Raw genomic sequence first — 17,545 nt, forward strand, 5'->3', positions numbered from 1 at the left:
CGTTCATGCAGCGCCTCATTCTTTCGTTGTTGATCTGCCTGGGCTTCGTGCTCCCGGCCACGGCTCAGGCCTGGTGGCAGGACGACTGGCATTACCGCAAACAGATCGCCGTCGACACCACGCCGCAAGGTGCGGCAATCAATCAGCCAATTGGCCGCACCGCGCTGCTGGTGCGTCTGCACACCGGCAACTTCACCTTCGACGGGGTGAAAGAGGATGGTTCGGACCTGCGCTTTGTCTCGGCCGATGACAAAACCGTGCTCAACCATCAGATCGAAAGCTTCGATGCGCTGATGGGCATGGCGCTGATCTGGGTCGATGTGCCGAATGTCGAGGGCGGCCAGCGTCAGGACATCTGGATGTACTACGGCAACCAGAAAGCTCCGGCGACCGGCAACGGCCAATTGACGTTTGACCCCAATTACACGGCGCTTTATCACTTCGACGGCGCCACCGGCACCCCGGCCAAAGACACCACCGCTTACGGCAACACCGCGCAGAGCGCGACCGGCGCGGCGATTGACGGCGTAGTGGGGCGAGCGTTGCAGTTCAGCGGCCAACCACTGTTGCTGCCGGCCAGCCCTTCGTTGCAACACAACGCTGGCAGCGCATTCACCTTCAGTGCCTGGCTGCGACTGGACCAGGCCACTGGCGAGCAATTGATTCTGGCCCGCCGTGAAGGCGCCAACAGCCTGTTGATTGGCGCCAACCAAGGCGTGCCGTTTGTGGAAATCGACGGCCAGCGCGCCGTCGCCACTCAGCCGCTGAATCCGGGCCAATGGCAACACGTTGCACTCACCGCTGAAGGCGCCAAAGTCACGCTGTTCATCAACGGTCGCGAAGGGGCGACATTGGCGTTGGCGATGCCGGCGTTCAACTCGGTCATGGCCGTGGGGGCGGATCTGCTAGAAGGTCCTTTCCAGCCGTTCGTGGGTGCGATCGATGAGCTGCGCCTGTCGAAAGTCGCGCGTCCGGCGCCGTTGTTGCTGGCCGACGCAACGTCGCAAGGTGCCGAGTCGAAACTGGTGGCTTACGGCGTCGATGAAGAGCAGTCCGGTTACGGTTTCGGCAGCCTTGGTTTTCTGCTCAACGCGGTGCCGGTGGACGCCTGGGTAATCATCGCAGTGCTGGTGCTGATGATGTTCCAGTCGTGGATCATCATGCTGCGCAAGAACCGCACCCTGGGACGTGTCAGCAAAGCCAACGAGGATTTCCGCGAGCAGTTCGCCAAGGTCGGCACACGTCTTGAAATGTTCGCCGACGACACCCAACTCGCCCAGCGCTTGCAGCATTCTTCGCTGTGGCGCCTGTATCTGGTGGCGGTGAAAGAGATTCGCACCCGCCGCGAGCAGGGCGCCGATACGTCTTCAGTTTCTGCCGCGACCATCGAAGCCATCCGCTGCTCAATGGACGGCGTACGCACCCGCGAGAATCAAGCCCTCAGCTCAAAACTCTCGACCCTGTCCAACGCCATTGCCGGCGGCCCGTATATCGGCCTGCTCGGCACCGTGCTGGGGATCATGGTGGTGTTTCTCGGCACCGCGATGGCCGGTGACGTCAACATCAACGCCATCGCCCCGGGCATGGCCGCAGCCTTGCTCGCCACCGCCATGGGCCTGTTCGTCGCGATCCCGGCGCTGTTTGGCTACAACCGCCTGATCACCCGCAATAAGGAAGTCAGCGCCGACATGCGCGTGTTCGTCGACGAGTTCATCACCCGTCTGGCGGAGATGCATGGCGAGAGCCAGTTCAGTGAGTCGGCGCATCAGCGCGGCCATCACGCCAACACTTCCGTACTGGCCTGAGGAGCACTGACATGGCGTCCGTAAATGCCTCCCACGACGATGATGAAGATGCAGCGGTGGACAGCATCAACATCACTCCGCTGGTCGATGTGCTGATGGTGGTGCTGGTGATGTTCATCCTCACCGCCACCGCGCAGGTCTCCGGCATCCAGATCAACTTGCCCAAGGCCAGCGCTTCGGTGTCGCTGTCGGAGGCCAAGACCAAGGCGATTTCGGTCAACGATGGCGGCCAGGTGTTCCTCGATGCCTACCCGGTGACACTGGCCGAGCTGGAGGAACGCTTGCGCATCGAGAAGGCGCAGAGTCCGGATTTTCCGGTGATTGTGCGCGGCGATGCGACGGTGCAGTACCAAAAGGTCATCGAGGTGCTGGATCTGTTGCGCCGGCTCGAACTGTCCCAGGTCGGTCTCGTGACCGGCAAACCGAGTCAGGGCTGAGACATGACCGCACAACTGCCCATCGAACCGCTGCCCGTGAAAAAGTCGCCGCTGCGTTTTGTGAAGTGGGGCGCCGGGCTGCTGCTCGGCGCGCTCGCCGCGTATCTGCTGTGGCTGTGGGCCAACGACATGAGCGGTATCCGCCGCGAAGCGCCGAAGGTGCCGACGATCATTCCGTTGCCGCCACCACCGCCACCGCCGCCGGAGAAACCACCCGAACCAGAAACCCCGGTGGAAGAAAAAGTCGTCGAGCCCGAGCCGACGCCTGAGCCCGAAGAGGTCAAGCCTGAAGAAGAGGCGCCGCCATCGCCGGTGGACGATCTGGCCAACCCGATGCAAATGGACGGCGATGCTCAGTCCGGCAACGACGCTTTCAACATCGGCGCCGGCAAGGGTGGCGGCATGGCGGGTGCCGGGGGCGGACGCTTGGGGACGGGCACGTACAGCCAGTTTCTGGCGTTCACGTTTCAGAAGCTGCTGCGCGAGAACCCAGACCTGCGCAACCTCGCGTTCACCTTGCAGGCTGATGTCTGGCTGAGCAGCGTCGGTGAAATCACCCGGGTCGAGCTGATCAAGTCCAGCGGTAATCCTGAAATAGACACCCAGGTTTTAGCGGCGCTGCGCAATGCGCCGCACTTAAGCGAACGGCCACCGGCCTCCATGACTTTGCCCGTGCGCCTGTCCCTGCAAGGGCGGCGTCCGGGTTAACCGAATTCTTACAGTTTTGCCAAAAGGAGTTGTGTGCAGATGATTTCCAACGTGAATCGATTGTCCCTGGCGGTCGGCATGGTCATCGCGACCCTGGTCGGTCAGGCCGTGGCAGCGCCTGCGCCCTCGGAGAACGCCACGATCAATCTGATCCGCTTGCTGGTCGAGCAGGGCATTCTGAAACAGGACAAGGCCGACGCGCTGATCGCTCAGGCGCAAAATGAAGCCGCACAAGCCAGGCAGGCTGCGGCCTCCACGGCGGTCGCAGCCGGGCCGGTTGCAGCGCCGGGCGACGTGCGTGTGCAGTACGTGCCTGCGGCGGTGCGTGACCAGATCCGTGATCAGGTCAAAGCCGAAGTCATGGCCACCGCCAAACAGGAAAACTGGGCAGCGCCCAACACTTTCCCGGAATGGGCCTCACGCATCAGCTTCGACGGCGACATTCGTCTGCGTGACGAATCGCGTTACTACTCAGGCAACAACAGCAACGAAATCGTCGACTTCGCCAAGCTCAACAATAACGGCCCGTACGACGTGAACCCCAACAGCAGCACCAGCCTGCCGCCGTTGCTCAACACCCGCGAAGATCGCGAAAACCAGTTCCGCATCCGCGCGCGCCTTGGCATGAAAGCGGTGATCTCGCCGGAATGGACCGCAGGTATCCGCATTGGCACCGGCTCCGACAACAATCCGGTGTCGACCACGCAAAACCTCGGCGGCGGCTTCGCGAAAAAGGATATCTGGCTCGATCAGGGTTACCTGAACTGGAAGCCGACAGAAGAACTGACCCTGACCGGTGGCCGCTTCGCCAACCCTTTCATGTCCACCGATATGCTTTATTCCAACGACCTCAACTTCGATGGCGTGGCAGCGATTTTCGACCACAAGCTCAACCACGATTGGGGCGTGTTCGGAACCGTCGGTGCGTTCCCGGTGGATTACACCAACGACACCAGCAGTAGCAACGGTTTCGACAAGGAAGAGAGCGACAACAAATGGCTGTACGGCGCGCAGCTTGGCGCCAAGTGGGCGATCAACAGCAACAACCGTTTGAAGGGTGCGTTGGCTTACTACCGCTTCGACGATATCCAGGGCCAGCGCTCCAGCCCCTGCGAACCGTGGGCCGGCGCACCCGGTTGCGACAGCGACGGCAGCCGCGCGGCGTTCATGCAGAAGGGCAACAGCGTGTTCCTGCTGCGTGACATCACGCCGAACCCGCTCAACCCGACCACCACCGCGCAACCGCAATTCGTCGGTCTCGCGTCCGAGTTCAACCTGCTCGACTTGAACCTGGTGTGGGACGCCGATCTGCCGGCAGACTTCAAGTTGCGCAGCCAGGGCAACTACATCCACAACCTCAGTTACGACGAAGGCGACATGCGCAAGCGTTCGGCCGGACAGATCGTCAACAACCTCGACAGCAACGGCGAGATCGAAAGCGGCGCCAATGCCTGGATGGTGCAATTCACTCTCGGCAATGAACTGGACCTGAAAAAGCAGGGCGACTGGAACCTCTTCGCCGGCTACAAGTACATCCAGCCGGATGCCTTGCCGGACGGCTTCAACGATTCGTCATTCCACCTCGGTGGCACCAATGCCAAAGGGTATTTCCTCGGAGGCAACTACGGTCTGGCGAAGAACGTCTCGGCGACCGGTCGCTGGATGAGTACCGAGGCGGTGTATGGCGCGCCGTTCGACATCGACGTCTTGCAGCTTGAGATCAACACGCGCTTCTAAGGCGCCGGGAGAGGGTTATGCGTACGCGATTTTTGTGGCTGGGGCTTGGGATGTTGATCGCCACAGGTGCCAGTGCCGAAGGCATGGAAGAACGCTTGCGCACGCAATTGCGCAGCACCACCCAGCAGCTCCAGGCCCTGCAAAGTCAGCAGGCCCAGGCCAGCGCCGCACAATTGGCGGCGCAGAACGAGGTGAAGGCCGCGCAGGCGCAAATCAAGCAATTGACCGCTGAACTGGCCAAGACCAAAAGCCTTGCCGACCAGCTAGTCGGGCAGCAGCAGAGCCTGCACAGCCAGGCGCAGGCGCAAGTGGCGGCCAGCAACGAGCAGACCGGCAAGTTCAAAAAGGCCTATGACGAGTTGCTTGTCATGGCCCGTGCCAAAGAAGCAGAACGGTCTAAGCTTCAAGCGCAATTGACTGAACGTGACACACAAGTGCAGCAATGTTCAGCCAAAAATCAGCAGATGTACGGCGTCGCCAAACAGATCCTCACGGCCTACGAAAACATCGATGTCGCCGAGGTGATGAAGATCCGCCAGCCCTTTGCGGGCAGCGCACGGGTCAAGTTCGAAGAACTGGCCCAAGGGTTTGGCGATGACCTCTACAAGACTCAATTCGACACGCCGCAAGCCGCGCTCTCGCACTGATTAAAAAGCCTGATAAACAAGGAAGAAACAATGACTCAATTGATCAGCCACGTTTCCCCGCAATCGTTGACCGACGTCCTGCAAGCCGCCGGTTATCGCGTCAATCAGACTGAACAGAACGGCATCGTCCAGTTGCTCAGCGCCAGCCAGGGCATTGGTTACGCCGTGCGTTTCGGCAACCCTGCGGTGGAGCAGGGCAGTTACGTCGATTTCACGTTCAGTTGTGCGCTGCGCGTGCAGGGTGAGTTGCCGCAAGGTGTGGCCGAGCAGTGGAATGCCACCCGGCGCTTTGCGCGGTTGTCGTTGCAGGGCGAGTTTCTGGTGATGGAAATGGACGTGCTGCTGGCCGCCGGCGTGAGCAACGACCACCTGCGTGGCAACCTCGAATTGTGGGATCGCCTGTTGCAGGAGTTCATCGTCTATCTGCGTGATTTCGCCCAGAGCGGTGCAACGGCCCAGACCGCCAAAGTGGCTGTCGCAGAGCAAGAGGAAGTCGCGCTGTGAAAAAACCAGCCATGGTGATCGGCGCGGGAGCTGTAGCGCTGTTGGTGGTGGCCGTGGCGCAGGTGGTGCGATCGGGCAATGACCCGGTCGCCGCCCAACAATCGTCGTCGGTGGCGGCGGTTGCTACGGGGCCGGCGGTGGCTCGGTTGGGCAGTCAGCAGGTCACACCGGCGGAATTGCAGGCGTTGCTGGCAACCGTTCCACCCGCGACCCGTGAGCAACTGCGCGGCAATCGCGAAGCGCTGGAGCGTTTGATCCGCGCACGACTCGCCGAGAAAGCGGTGCTGGAACAGGCCGACGCGCAGGGTTGGGCGCAGCGTCCGGACGTCGCGCAACAGACCCGAGCGGCGACCGAGCAAATCGTCTTCCGCGATTATCTGCGTTCGGTCAGCGAGGTGCCTGCCGACTATCCGAGTACGGCCGAGCTGCAAAAGGCTTATGACGAAGGCAAGGCGAATTGGCAGACCCCGGCGTTGTATCGGGTCAGCCAGATTTTCCTCGGGGTGAACGATCCGCAGAACCTAGATGCGGTGCGCAAACAGGCTGCGGAACTGAGCAAAAAGGCGCAGGCCACGCCGGGGGATTTTGCGGCGCTGGCGACCCAGTATTCGCAGGATCGCGTGACGGCCGAACGTGGCGGCGACAGCGGTTTGCAACCCTTGCAGCAACTGGTGCCGGAGGTGCGTGGCGTGGTGGCGCGGCTCAAGGTCGGTGCAGTCTCTGACCCTGTGCAAAGTGCGGCCGGTTTCCATGTGATCAAGCTCACCGAGCAGCAACCGGCGCGCACCGCGACGCTGGATGAACTGCGCGACCAGCTGACTCAGGCGTTGCGTGCCCAGCGCCAGGAGCAGATTGCCCAGGCTTATCTGGACGGGATGCTCAACACCGCGACGCTGAGTATCGATGGTGCCGAACTCAACAAAGTCCTTGAGGAAAAACAGTAATCCAGGTTCAACACTGGACCCCTGTGGGAGCTGGCAAGCCATCTCCCACAGGGTTCTCCATTGGGTTCAGAATATTTTCAAAGTGCTGGTAGCCATCAAACAACAAAGATCGACAGGGAGTCATCGATGTCATTCACCGAACCCGCAGGACGACAGGGCGGCGCCGATTTGTGCTGGGCGCAGGACCATAGCGAACCCTGGCTTGCGCAAGCCGCGAGCATTGACACCGAGGTCGCGCAGTACTTTCTGGTCAGCGCCCGCTGCGGTTGCTTCATGCAGGCCGCGCGTAGCCTCAACGTGCGCTCGACCTTGCTGCGCAAACAATTGGCGCAGCTTGAGCATGAACTCCAGCACACCTTGTTCAGTTTTCAGGGCAGTGTGCTGAGCCTGACCCGTGAAGGCCAGCAGTTGCAGGCCAAACTGACCGCCCTGGCTCACGAACGCAAACTGCCGGTGGTCGAGCAGCCGTTGATTCGCCTCGCCGTCGCCGAGTCGATCCTGCACGACATTCTCGGCCGCGACCTGATCGCGCTGTTGCGCCGCAACGCCAGTGTGCGCCTTGAGATCATCGCGCTCGACAGTGAACTGTCCTTGCGCGCGGTCAGCGCCGACGTCGTTCTGTGGCTTGCTCCCGGAGACTCACCCAGCCCCGGTCCGTCCTTCGCCACCCATCAACCGCAACGGCTGGCGTGTCTGGACTACCTGCCGCACATCGCCAAACGCTATTCGCGTGTCACTGCACGCCCGGACAGCCCTGACGACCTCGCTGATTTCATGTTGGTGCAATGGCAGCACGACCGACAGATCGACAGCTTTCGTCCGTGGAACGAGCTGGTGGAACAGCGTCTGGCCGGAGTGGTGCAGATGCAGTCCTACGAACTGATGCTGGAGATGATCCGTTGCAGCGCGTGCATCGGATTGCTGCCCATGTACATGAGTCGCTATGACCGTGGGCTGGTGGCGCTGCCGGGCCTGTTTGAGCAGCCGATGCAACTGAATGCCTGGCTGGCCGTGAATGCCGACTCGCAGAATGTCAGCGAAGTGCAAACCCTGATCGAACTCATCCACCACACCTTCAATGAGCGCCAGGAATGGTTCCAGCCCTGAACCAAACCCCATGCATCCCCCATTCCCCCTGTGGGAGCTAGCTTGCTAGCGATTGCGGTGTGTCAGTCGACAAAGATGCTGATTGTCAGCACGCTATCGCTAGCAGGCTAGCTCCCACCGTTTGATATTCGCCAGACGCAATCGCACTGGTTTAGAGTGGCCAGCCACACATCGATCCAGGAAGGATCTGCCATGCCTGACCACGACCCCGCCATTCACCTCGAGCGTTTCAACGAATCCCACGTCGAGGGTGTCACCGCGCTGTACAACGATGCCGCCGTCGCCCGGCAGGTGTTGCAGATGCCGTTTCAGTCCGCCGAGGTTTGGCGCCAGCGGATACAAGCCGATAACGAGCGGGCGGTGAAACTGGTGGCGCTCCATCAGGGTGTAGTGATCGGTCACTTGGGCCTGGAGCATTTTTCGCGGATTCGCCGCAGCCACGCCGGCAGCTTCGGCATGGGTGTCGCGACCGCGTGGCAGGGCAAGGGCGTTGGTTCGACGTTGTTGGCGGCAGCGCTGGATGTGGCCGACAACTGGATGAATCTGCACCGCGTCGAGCTGTCGGTGTACGCCGACAACGAGGCGGCCATCGGTCTCTACCGCAAGTTCGGTTTCGAGACCGAAGGCCTGTTCCGTGATTACGCGGTACGCGACGGGCAATGGGTCGACACCCTGAGCATGGCCCGCCTGCGTAATCGTCCGAAAACCTGACTCAGTCGCCCAGCGCGAACGCCACCGCCGACTGCGCATGCAGCTCGGTGGTGTCGAGCAGGGGCAGGGCGCTGTGTTCGGGTTTGATCAGCATGCCGATTTCCGTGCAGCCCAGAATGATTGCCTGGGCGCCGCGAGCGGTCAGGGATTCGATCACCTGCTGGTAGATCTTGCGCGAGGCCTCGCTGATCACGCCGACGCAGAGTTCGTCGTAGATGATCCGGTGCACTTCTTTGCGCTCAGCGTCGTCCGGCACCACGACCGTCAAGCCCTGGGCGATCAAGCGCTGCTTGAGAAAGTCCTGCTCCATGGTGAACGCCGTGCCCAACAGCCCGACCGTACGCGCCTCGATCTTCAACGCCGCTTGCGCCGCGGGTTCGGCAATGTGCAAAAACGGAATGCTGATTGCCGCCTGAATCTGTTCGGCCACCTTGTGCATGGTGTTGGTACACAGCACCACACATTCGGCGCCGCCCGCTTCGAGCCTGCGTGCGGCGTCCACCAGGATCGCTGCCGCGTCGTCCCAACGCCCGGCATGCTGGGCCTGTTCGACCGGGCCGAAGTCGACGCTGTACATCAGCATCTGAGCCGACCGCAGCGGGCCGAGCTGATCGCGGATTTGCTGATTGATGAGGCGATAGTATTCGGCGCTGGACTCCCAGCTCATGCCGCCGATCAGGCCGATGGTGCGCATTCGATTTCCCCAGGCAGGTGCCCAGGCGATAGGCCGGGCTGGAGCCGAGTCTCCATTTGTTCACCAGCGTGCGCCAGCGCAAATCAACTGTACTGATCATCCAGATGCAAAGTGTTTCGGTGGTCGCTTTCGAGGTTAAACGTACGCCAGTGCTTCGATCTGTCACTATCAGGTATCGCAGGCTCCTCAGAGGAATGTACCCATGAACGACGTACAACAACTGGGCGAAATGCTTCGTCACTATGCCGAGAGTGAGTCGCACAAGAAGCAACTGTTCGAAACGCAGTCGCAGGTATGGGCGAAACGGATTACCGAATTGTTCGGGCAGATTCAGCAATGGCTTGAACCGGTGCAGGCACCGGGTTTGCTGGAGGTCAGCCGTGAGGCGTATGTCGCGTTCGGCCCGAGCACACCGGTCGAGACTTCAACCTTCAAGACCGAGAAACTGACCATTGTGATTGCCGGCAAACCGGTGGAGTTCGTGCCCGATGTGATGGGCAGTTCTGGACAGATTTCGTTGGCGGTGATGGGTTTGACAGCGGCGCGCTACGGCAGTATTTCGCTGGTGGGCCTGCCGGACGGGGAGTGGCAGTGGCGCAAGACCAACGGCCTGAAAGACCCGGATACCTTTGTGTTTGATGCAGACTTCCTGGCGTTGCAGTTGCAGAGCCTGATTCCTCGAGACCGCGGCTGAGCCCCCAAGGAAACACGCATTCCCCCTGCAGGAGGTTACATATCCAGGTTGACCCAACCCGGCTTCGCCACCTCCGGCGCCACCGCTTTCACGGCCTTGCCCGTCGCCAGCTCAACCCTTCGCGCCACCTCCGGATCATCGGCAAACGGCACCATGCTCGCCTCATCCAGACTGTCTGCGGTTTCACGGCGCAAGCAGTACTCCACCGCCAGCCACAGAAACACCACGCCCAACCCATTCAAGAAAAATTCGAACATGACCCGGCTCCCTGCCTCAGGCGATCTGCGCTTCACGGTGTGCCAGTGCCACGTCCGCGACCCGCACGGTGCGCCAGATGTTGTAAGCCATCAGCAGCATCCCGGTCAGGAAGAACACCCCACCAGCAAAGCGCACGATGAACCCCGGATGGCTGGCCTGCAGCGCCTCGACAAATGAATAGGTCAGCGTGCCGTCCTCATTGATCGCCCGCCACATCAGGCCCTGGGTGATGCCGTTCACCCACATCGAAGCGATATAAAGCACCGTGCCGATGGTCGCCAGCCAGAAGTGCAGGTTGATCAGCGGCGTGCTGTACATCTGCTCGCGGCCAAACACTTTCGGCACCATGTGATACGTCGCACCGAAGGTGATCATCGCCACCCAGCCGAGTGCACCGGCGTGAACGTGGCCGATGGTCCAGTCGGTGTAATGGGAGAGGGCGTTGACGGTTTTGATCGCCATCATCGGACCTTCAAAGGTCGACATCCCGTAGAACGCCAGCGACAGCACCAGAAAGCGCAGGATCGGGTCGGTACGCAACTTATGCCAAGCGCCCGAGAGCGTCATCATCCCGTTGATCATCCCGCCCCAGCTTGGCGCCAGCAGGATCAGCGACATCGCCATGCCCAGCGACTGCGCCCAGTCCGGCAGCGCGGTGTAGTGCAAGTGGTGCGGGCCGGCCCAGATGTACAGGGTGATCAGCGCCCAGAAATGCACGATCGACAACCGGTACGAATACACCGGCCGATTGACCTGTTTAGGTACGAAGTAATACATCATCCCGAGGAAGCCTGTGGTCAGGAAGAAACCCACCGCATTGTGCCCGTACCACCACTGCACCATGGCATCGGTCGCGCCGGAATACACCGGATAGGATTTGAACCAGTCGACCGGAATCGCCAGGTGGTTGACCACGTGCAGCATGGCGATCACCACGATGAACGCGCCAAAGAACCAGTTGCCGACGTAGATGTGTTTGGTCTTGCGCTGCACCACAGTGGTGAAGAACACCACGGCGTAGGCAACCCAGACCACGGCCATCCACACGGCACCGGAGAATTCGATCTCGGCGTATTCCTTGGTGGTGGTGTAGCCCAGTGGCAGGGTGATCAACATGATCACGATCACCGATTGCCAGCCCCAGAACGTGAACGCGGCGAGCTTGTCCGAATACAGCCGCACCTGACAGGTACGCTGCACGGCATAGTAACTGGCAGCGAATTGCGCGCTGCCGGCGAACCCGAAAATCACCAGGCTGGTGTGCAACGGTCGCAAGCGGCCGAAGGTGGTCCACGGCACGTCCAGATTCATCTCTGGCCATACCAGTTGCGAGGCGATCCATACCCCCATCGCCATGCCCACGACACCCCAGAAAACAGTCGCGATGACGAATTGGCGGACGACCTTGTAGTTATAAGCCTGTCCGATTGTTGCTGTGCTCATGGTCAGTTCATCCACGGTTGCAAAGTCTTGCCAGGCCACCCGGTCTGGCATGGGTTGCACTGTAGAAACCCCACCGGAAACAAAACAGGCTCAGGAATCTTTCATTTATGCGGATCAGATTGAAGTGCTGCCTGCGGCCATCTGACGCGCCCTGATACGGTTTTTATCCGTTCAGGTGAATCTGTAACGCGCTGCGCCGCTCCGTCATAGTGCTGTTACGAAAACTGGGGGAGTCGCTGCATGTATCAATACGACGATTACGACCGCGCACTGGTGTTCGAGCGCGTTGCGCAGTTTCGCGATCAGGTCGAACGCTTCATGGCCGGGGAATTGAGCGAAGAGGAGTTCCTGCCGCTGCGTCTGCAAAACGGTCTGTACCTGCAAAAACACGCTTACATGTTGCGTGTGGCGATTCCCTACGGCACCCTCAGCGCCGCGCAAATGCGCACGCTGGCGAGCATCGCGGCTGACTATGATCGTGGTTACGGCCACTTCACCACGCGGCAAAACATGCAGTTCAACTGGATCGAACTGGCTGAGGTGCCGGACATTCTCGAACGCCTGGCGCAGGTCAACATGCATGCGATCCAGACCTCCGGCAACTGCGTGCGCAACATCACCACCGAAGCCTTCGCCGGGGTCGCGGCAGATGAGTTGATCGACCCGCGCCCCCTGGCGGAAATTCTCCGGCAATGGTCGACGATCAACCCGGAATTTCTCTTCCTGCCGCGCAAGTTCAAGATCGCCATCTGCTCGGCGAAGCAGGATCGCGCGGCGATCATGATGCACGACATCGGCCTGTATCTTTACCCTGGGCGCGATGGGCAAATGCTTTTGCGAGTGATCGTTGGAGGCGGGCTGGGACGCACGCCGATCCTCGGTTTGCAGATCCGTGACGGCTTGCCGTGGCAGCACTTGCTGTCCTACGTCGAGGCGGTGCTGCGGGTTTACAACCGCCATGGCCGGCGCGACAACAAGTACAAGGCGCGGATCAAGATTCTGGTCAAGGCACTGGGCATCGAAGCTTTCGCCAAAGAAGTCGAAGAAGAATGGCAGCACCTCAAGGACGGCCCGGCGCAGTTGACCGAGGCCGAATATCAGCGGGTTGCCAGTGCTTTCGTGCCACCGACGTATCACACGCTGCCCGACACCGATCTGGATCACGGCACGCGGCTGGCCGAAAACCCGGCGTTTGCCCGCTGGGTCGCGCGCAACGTGCAGCCGCACAAAGTGGCGGGTTACACCAGCGTAGTCTTGTCGACCAAACCCGGTCAGGCCGCGCCGCCGGGGGACGTGACGCAGTTGCAGATGCTGGCGGTCGCCGATTGGGCGGAGCGCTTCGGTTTCGGCGAGATCCGCATCGCCCATGAGCAAAACATCGTCCTGCCCGATGTGCCGAAAGCCGATCTGTATGCGCTGTGGCAACTGGCGTGCGAGTTAAATCTGGGGACGGCCAACGTCGGCTTGCTGACTGACATCATTGCCTGCCCGGGCGGGGATTTCTGCGCACTGGCCAACGCCAAATCGATCCCGATCACCCAGGCGATTCAGGCGCGTTTCGACAATCTCGACTACCTGCACGATCTGGGTGACATAAGCCTGAACATCTCTGGCTGCATGAATGCCTGCGGCCATCACCACATCGGCAATATCGGCATCCTCGGCGTCGACAAGAACGGCAGCGAGTGGTACCAGATCACCCTCGGCGGCGCGCAGGGCAAGCACAGCGCGCTGGGCAAAGTCATCGGCCCGTCGTTCAGCGCAGCAGAGGTGCCGCAGGTGATCGAGCGGATCATCGGCACTTTTGTGCGTTATCGCGAGAGTGAGGAATTGTTTGTCGACACTTTGGCGCGGATCGGACTGGAGCCGTTCAAGGAGCGTGTGTATCCCAAAGCTCTGGAGGTGTCGGCATGAACAATCTGCTGCGGTTGCAGGAGGGCGTGGCGCAAATAGTCACGGACGATCCGTGGACGCTGGTCCGCGAGCCTGTGTTGGCCAGTGATTCGGGATTGCTGATTCTGCCTTTGATTCATTGGCTGGAACGGCCTTCGACCCACGCCGTGTGGCTCGGCCCGGATGATGACGCCGAAAGCCTCGTGCCCTGGCTGGCGTCACTGCCCCTGATTGCGCTGGACTTTCCGAGTTTTCGTGACGGTCGCGCCTACAGCCAGGCCTATTTGTTGCGCAGCCGTTTCGGCTGGACCGGGGAATTGCGCGCGATTGGCGACGTGTTGCGTGATCAGCTCAGCCATATGCGCCAGTGCGGGTTCGACAGTTTTGCCGTGCGAGAAGACAAATCGGCTGAGGATGCGCTGAAGGGGTTGGCAGGGATGAGCGTGCTGTATGGCCGCTCAGTCATCGAGCCGCGCCCGTTGTTTCGTAGACGCTAATGAATCAAAAGATCGCAGCCTTCGGCAGCTCCTGCATGGGAATGCAGCTCTTGTAGGAGCTGCCGAAGGCTACGATCTTTTGATCTTGGCCATACCGGGGAAACCCCTAGAACCCTGGCTCATTCGGGATTTTTCCTTGGGTCGATGGTGGCCTTTTGGTAGAGTCGCCGTCGCCAGCGGGTTTTCGGCTGGACGGTAGAATCGAAGAAGGGAGTCTGATCAGTGAGTCCGGGCAAGAAAATCCTGGGCCTCACCGCGTTGCTTTTGATGCTGACGCTGTGGGCCAGTTACTTTTATGTATTCAATCAAAACCGCGACGGCCAACTTGGCGGTGTCGGCGAAAGCACCGCGTGGTGTGGCACGCCGCCGTCCACTGAAGCGGCGCTGCTGGGCAAGGATCAACTGACCTTGCGCGTCACCAATAACCTGCGTGGCGAGTTCATGCTCGGCGGTTCACTGGTGGTCTCCGAACGCACATTCAACCGCTACGATCTGGGCCGCAACGAACTGCGTCTGCGTCTGGAACCGTTGCAGTGGTCCTACGGCGCGACGCCGATCTTCCTTGAGCAGGTCAAGGTCCAGCCCCTGAGTCGCAACCTCTCAGCCACCAACAAAAGCGCATTTGCCGAACTTGAGCCGCGTCCGATTGGCGTGCAGGGGCAGGTCACCGAGTTCCCGTTCGACACCTACCGTTACGGCTACAAACCGGTGTTGTATTACGTAAAAGGCAGCGAGCGCATCGACCTGCGCTTCAAGAACATCACCACGCTGATGGAGATGTCCAATACCTTCACGCCGATCCAGAAGTACAACCGCGTCGACTACATCAACGAGAAAACCTCGCTGATCCGCGACGAAGACTACAAGGCCTACGGCCCGCACGAATGCGCATTCAGCGTTGAGCGCAAGGGCTCGTTCAAAGCCGTGGTGCTGTTGTTTCTGCTGGTGCTGTGTCTGCCGCTGTTGCTGGTGTTCTATCGCGAAGAGCCGGGGATCGACTTCCTCGCCACGCTGGTGGGTGTTGCGCTGGTGCGGGTGCTGCTGATCGGGCCGGTGGAGGATTTCCGGTTGTACAACATCGACTTCCTGTTTGGCGCTGCGATTTTGCTGGTGGGCACGGTGTCGTTGTACAAGGCGATGCGCGCCAATACCCGGCGAGAGATAGCGTTGCGCAGTGGTGAAACCTCTTCCTGGTGACGGGCTGAAGATCAAAAGCCCCTCACCCTGACCCTCCCGAAACGTCGGACCGCCCGGAGGGAGAGGGGACTGACCGAGTAGTGCGACGATCCACCCCGACTTGAAAGACCGAGTCGACTATGGATTCACAGAGCATTGTTCTCGTCGATGAATCTCCTGAGCATCCCCCAATCGGTCCCCTCTCCCTCGGGAGAGGGCTAGGGTGAGGGGCAACAATCTCCAGCCGGTCACTTCAGCGCTGGGTCACCCATGTAAATCCTCTTCCAACCCCGCAACAGCACCTGCACCCTTGATGCCTCGCCGTTTTGCACCGCGAGAGCCGCGCATTGTGGTCCAACGGTTTGTACCTTGGACGATCCCTCCAGAATCACGCTTTTTTTGTGGTTTCAAATCGCAATTGCCGCGGTTTTAGCTATACCTGTAACTCCCCCTCAAGCAATACATCCAGGCCTTCTGACAGGAGTTACAGCATGAAGCTAGCAGTAATGATGGGCACGCTGTGCATCGCCACCCTCGGCGTGGTGGGCTGCTCAAGCAAAACCGTCGCTCCCGATGAATATTCGGGGTTTCTCAAGGACTACAGTCAGCTGAAGGAGGCCAAGTCACCGTCCGGCGCCGAGGTGATGCGCTGGATGGACCCGAAACTCGACGTCAACAAATTCACCAGCGTTTACGTCGAGCCGAGCCAGCTCTATCCCAAACCACAAGCGACCGCCAAGGTCCCGCAACAGACTCTCAATGGCATTACCAGCTACTACGATCAGGCGCTCAAGCGTGAGCTCGGCAAGTCGTTGCCACTCGCTACCGGCCCTGGCCCTGGGGTGATTGTGGTGCGTCCGGCGATCACTGCTGTGAGCAGCAAGACCAAAGGCCTGCAGGTTTATGAAGTGATCCCGATTGCACTGGTGGCGGCGGCAGTGAGCACTGCCACGGGGATCCGCGATCAGGAAACTACCCTGGCCACTGAAGCGGTGTTCATGGATGGCGCCACCAACAAGGTTGTCGCTCAGGTTGTGCGTAAAGGGACTGGCAAACCGCTGGAGAACGACTCGCAGGTAATGCAGGCCAATGACGTCAAAGCCGTGATCGATGGCTGGGCTTCGGATCTGCATCAGTCCCTTCTCAAGCTGAAAGCTGGAGCTAAATAATCGCGCACCCTGTAGGAGCTGCCGCAGGCTGCGATCTTTTGACTCTGATTGTTTAAAACAAGACCAAAAGATCGCAGCCTGCGGCAGCTCCTACAGTAGGTCGCGGTCGCGGAGGACTGCTCAGGGCTTTTTGACTTGCTCGCGAATCCGCTCTTCCTGCTCCCGCAGCTCAGGCGTGAACTCGGCACCGAAATCCTCTGCCGAGAAGATCTGCCGAATCTCGATTTCAAAGTCACGGCCCGGCATCGGGTTGGGGCAGCGTTTGACCCATTCGATAGCTTCCTCTTTCGACTTCACGTCCCAGATCCAGTACCCGGCCACCAGTTCTTTGGTTTCGATGAAGGGGCCGTCGGTCACTGTGCGTTTTTCACCCAAGCCCTTGAGCTGCGGAACGCTGCGCTTACAGGGGTTACGAGTTGTATGCAGTTTTCATTTCAGAACATGACAATTTCAGCGCGGGCATAGGTTGTCGAACAATTTCGTGGTTAACTTCGGCCCCTGCGTGATTTTCTAAAACAACGTTCAGAAGGACTCAAGTCATGGCTCAAGTCACCCTCAAAGGCAACCCGGTTCAAGTCAACGGCCAGTTGCCACAAGCCGGTTCCAAGGCGCCAGCCTTTTCTCTGGTTGCCGGCAATCTGTCCGACGTCACCCTGAAAGACTTCGCCGGCAAGCGCAAAGTGCTGAACATTTTCCCAAGCGTTGACACCCCGACCTGCGCTACCTCCGTGCGCAAGTTCAACGCTCAGGCCAACGACATCAGCAACACCGTGGTGCTGTGCATCTCGGCTGACCTGCCGTTCGCCCAGGCGCGTTTCTGCGGTGCCGAAGGTCTGGAAAATGTCCAGAACCTGTCGACCCTGCGTGGCGCCGAGTTTATCGAGAACTACGGTGTTGCAATCGCCGACGGCCCGCTGAAAGGCCTGACCGCCCGTGCCGTGGTAGTACTGGACGAGAACGACAACGTCCTGCACAGCGAACTGGTCAAGGAAATCGCTGAGGAGCCGAACTACGACGCTGCTCTGGCGGTACTGAAGTAAACTGCGCAACAGCGCTTTTACAATTGTTAACGGCCTGGCCCTGTCCAGGCCGTTTTCATTTGTGTATCAGTGTTTTGACTC

Annotated in this window: 18 protein-coding genes and 1 pseudogene; 15 read left to right on the forward strand and 4 right to left on the reverse strand. The window is 60.1% G+C overall.

Going from position 1 to position 17,545, the window contains the following annotated elements:
- Positions 1-5 precede the first annotated feature (5 nt).
- From AB4P97_RS08580 to AB4P97_RS08620, 9 genes are all read left to right on the forward strand, one after another.
- Positions 6-1,805, forward strand: coding sequence for a DUF2341 domain-containing protein (locus AB4P97_RS08580; RefSeq protein WP_395602447.1), 1,800 nt, complete (start codon positions 6-8; stop codon positions 1,803-1,805).
- A gap of 11 nt (positions 1,806-1,816) precedes the next feature.
- Positions 1,817-2,242, forward strand: a complete 426-nt coding sequence (locus AB4P97_RS08585) for a biopolymer transporter ExbD (protein WP_007915482.1) — start codon at positions 1,817-1,819, stop codon at positions 2,240-2,242.
- Between the two features lie 3 nt (positions 2,243-2,245).
- Positions 2,246-2,950, forward strand: a complete 705-nt coding sequence (locus AB4P97_RS08590) for an energy transducer TonB (protein ID WP_395602448.1) — start codon at positions 2,246-2,248, stop codon at positions 2,948-2,950.
- A 39-nt stretch (positions 2,951-2,989) separates the two neighbouring features.
- Complete coding sequence (locus tag AB4P97_RS08595; protein WP_395602449.1) at positions 2,990-4,687, forward strand: putative porin; 1,698 nt, start codon at positions 2,990-2,992, stop codon at positions 4,685-4,687.
- A gap of 17 nt (positions 4,688-4,704) precedes the next feature.
- Positions 4,705-5,334: a DNA repair protein gene (locus AB4P97_RS08600; protein WP_395602450.1), complete on the forward strand. Its 630-nt coding sequence runs from the start codon at positions 4,705-4,707 to the stop codon at positions 5,332-5,334.
- Positions 5,335-5,364: 30 nt separating this feature from the next.
- Positions 5,365-5,838, forward strand: coding sequence for a YbjN domain-containing protein (locus AB4P97_RS08605; RefSeq protein ID WP_047300891.1), 474 nt, complete (start codon positions 5,365-5,367; stop codon positions 5,836-5,838).
- Entirely contained in the window at positions 5,835-6,782 is a 948-nt protein-coding gene (locus AB4P97_RS08610) for a peptidylprolyl isomerase (RefSeq protein ID WP_395602451.1), read from the forward strand. Before AB4P97_RS08605 ends, AB4P97_RS08610 begins: the two co-directional genes overlap by 4 nt.
- 126 nt (positions 6,783-6,908) lie before the next feature.
- Positions 6,909-7,889 (forward strand): LysR family transcriptional regulator, encoded by a 981-nt coding sequence (locus AB4P97_RS08615; protein ID WP_261735308.1) that lies wholly within the window; start codon positions 6,909-6,911, stop codon positions 7,887-7,889.
- A 192-nt stretch (positions 7,890-8,081) separates the two neighbouring features.
- Positions 8,082-8,600 (forward strand): GNAT family N-acetyltransferase, encoded by a 519-nt coding sequence (locus AB4P97_RS08620; RefSeq protein ID WP_042558977.1) that lies wholly within the window; start codon positions 8,082-8,084, stop codon positions 8,598-8,600.
- Position 8,601: 1 nt separating this feature from the next.
- Here the strand turns inward: AB4P97_RS08620 and AB4P97_RS08625 are convergent, their stop codons facing one another.
- Positions 8,602-9,294, reverse strand: coding sequence for an aspartate/glutamate racemase family protein (locus AB4P97_RS08625; RefSeq protein ID WP_042558978.1), 693 nt, complete (start codon positions 9,292-9,294; stop codon positions 8,602-8,604).
- 202 nt (positions 9,295-9,496) lie between these two features.
- Between AB4P97_RS08625 and AB4P97_RS08630 the strand changes: the two genes are divergently transcribed.
- Positions 9,497-9,988 carry a hypothetical protein gene (locus tag AB4P97_RS08630; protein ID WP_047300897.1) on the forward strand — a complete coding sequence of 164 codons (492 nt, stop codon included), beginning with the start codon at positions 9,497-9,499 and terminating at the stop codon, positions 9,986-9,988.
- Positions 9,989-10,023: 35 nt separating this feature from the next.
- On the opposite strand, the gene AB4P97_RS08635 is transcribed toward AB4P97_RS08630, so the two are convergent.
- Together AB4P97_RS08635 and ccoN are read right to left on the reverse strand one after the other, a co-directional pair.
- The gene (locus AB4P97_RS08635; RefSeq protein WP_042558980.1) at positions 10,024-10,245 is read right to left on the reverse strand and encodes a hypothetical protein; all 222 of its coding nucleotides are present in this window, start codon (positions 10,243-10,245) and stop codon (positions 10,024-10,026) included.
- Positions 10,246-10,261: 16 nt separating this feature from the next.
- Complete coding sequence (ccoN, locus tag AB4P97_RS08640) at positions 10,262-11,689, reverse strand: cytochrome-c oxidase, cbb3-type subunit I (RefSeq protein ID WP_115147994.1); 1,428 nt, start codon at positions 11,687-11,689, stop codon at positions 10,262-10,264.
- 240 nt (positions 11,690-11,929) lie between these two features.
- Between ccoN and AB4P97_RS08645 the strand changes: the two genes are divergently transcribed.
- The 4 genes from AB4P97_RS08645 (at position 11,930) to AB4P97_RS08660 (ending at position 16,424) form a co-directional block, all read left to right on the forward strand.
- A complete protein-coding gene (locus AB4P97_RS08645; RefSeq protein WP_273877042.1) occupies positions 11,930-13,603 on the forward strand; it encodes a nitrite/sulfite reductase in 1,674 nt (557 codons plus the stop codon).
- Positions 13,600-14,079 carry a DUF934 domain-containing protein gene (locus AB4P97_RS08650; protein WP_395602452.1) on the forward strand — a complete coding sequence of 160 codons (480 nt, stop codon included), beginning with the start codon at positions 13,600-13,602 and terminating at the stop codon, positions 14,077-14,079. Before AB4P97_RS08645 ends, AB4P97_RS08650 begins: the two co-directional genes overlap by 4 nt.
- A gap of 222 nt (positions 14,080-14,301) precedes the next feature.
- On the forward strand, positions 14,302-15,276 hold the full coding sequence (locus AB4P97_RS08655) for a hypothetical protein (protein ID WP_047300903.1): 975 nt from the start codon (positions 14,302-14,304) through the stop codon (positions 15,274-15,276).
- A gap of 470 nt (positions 15,277-15,746) precedes the next feature.
- On the forward strand, positions 15,747-16,424 hold the full coding sequence (locus tag AB4P97_RS08660; RefSeq protein ID WP_395602453.1) for a DUF3313 domain-containing protein: 678 nt from the start codon (positions 15,747-15,749) through the stop codon (positions 16,422-16,424).
- Between the two features lie 120 nt (positions 16,425-16,544).
- Here AB4P97_RS08660 and AB4P97_RS08665 read toward each other — a convergent pair.
- A pseudogene (locus tag AB4P97_RS08665) lies at positions 16,545-16,796 on the reverse strand (YciI family protein); the annotation flags it as partial.
- Between the two features lie 167 nt (positions 16,797-16,963).
- Here AB4P97_RS08665 and tpx point away from each other — a divergent pair.
- Positions 16,964-17,464, forward strand: coding sequence for a thiol peroxidase (gene tpx, locus AB4P97_RS08670; protein WP_034155955.1), 501 nt, complete (start codon positions 16,964-16,966; stop codon positions 17,462-17,464).
- Positions 17,465-17,545: the final 81 nt, after the last annotated feature.

It is taken from the genome of Pseudomonas sp. A1230 (assembly GCF_044218825.1).
Classification (GTDB): Bacteria; Pseudomonadota; Gammaproteobacteria; order Pseudomonadales; family Pseudomonadaceae; genus Aquipseudomonas; species Aquipseudomonas iridis.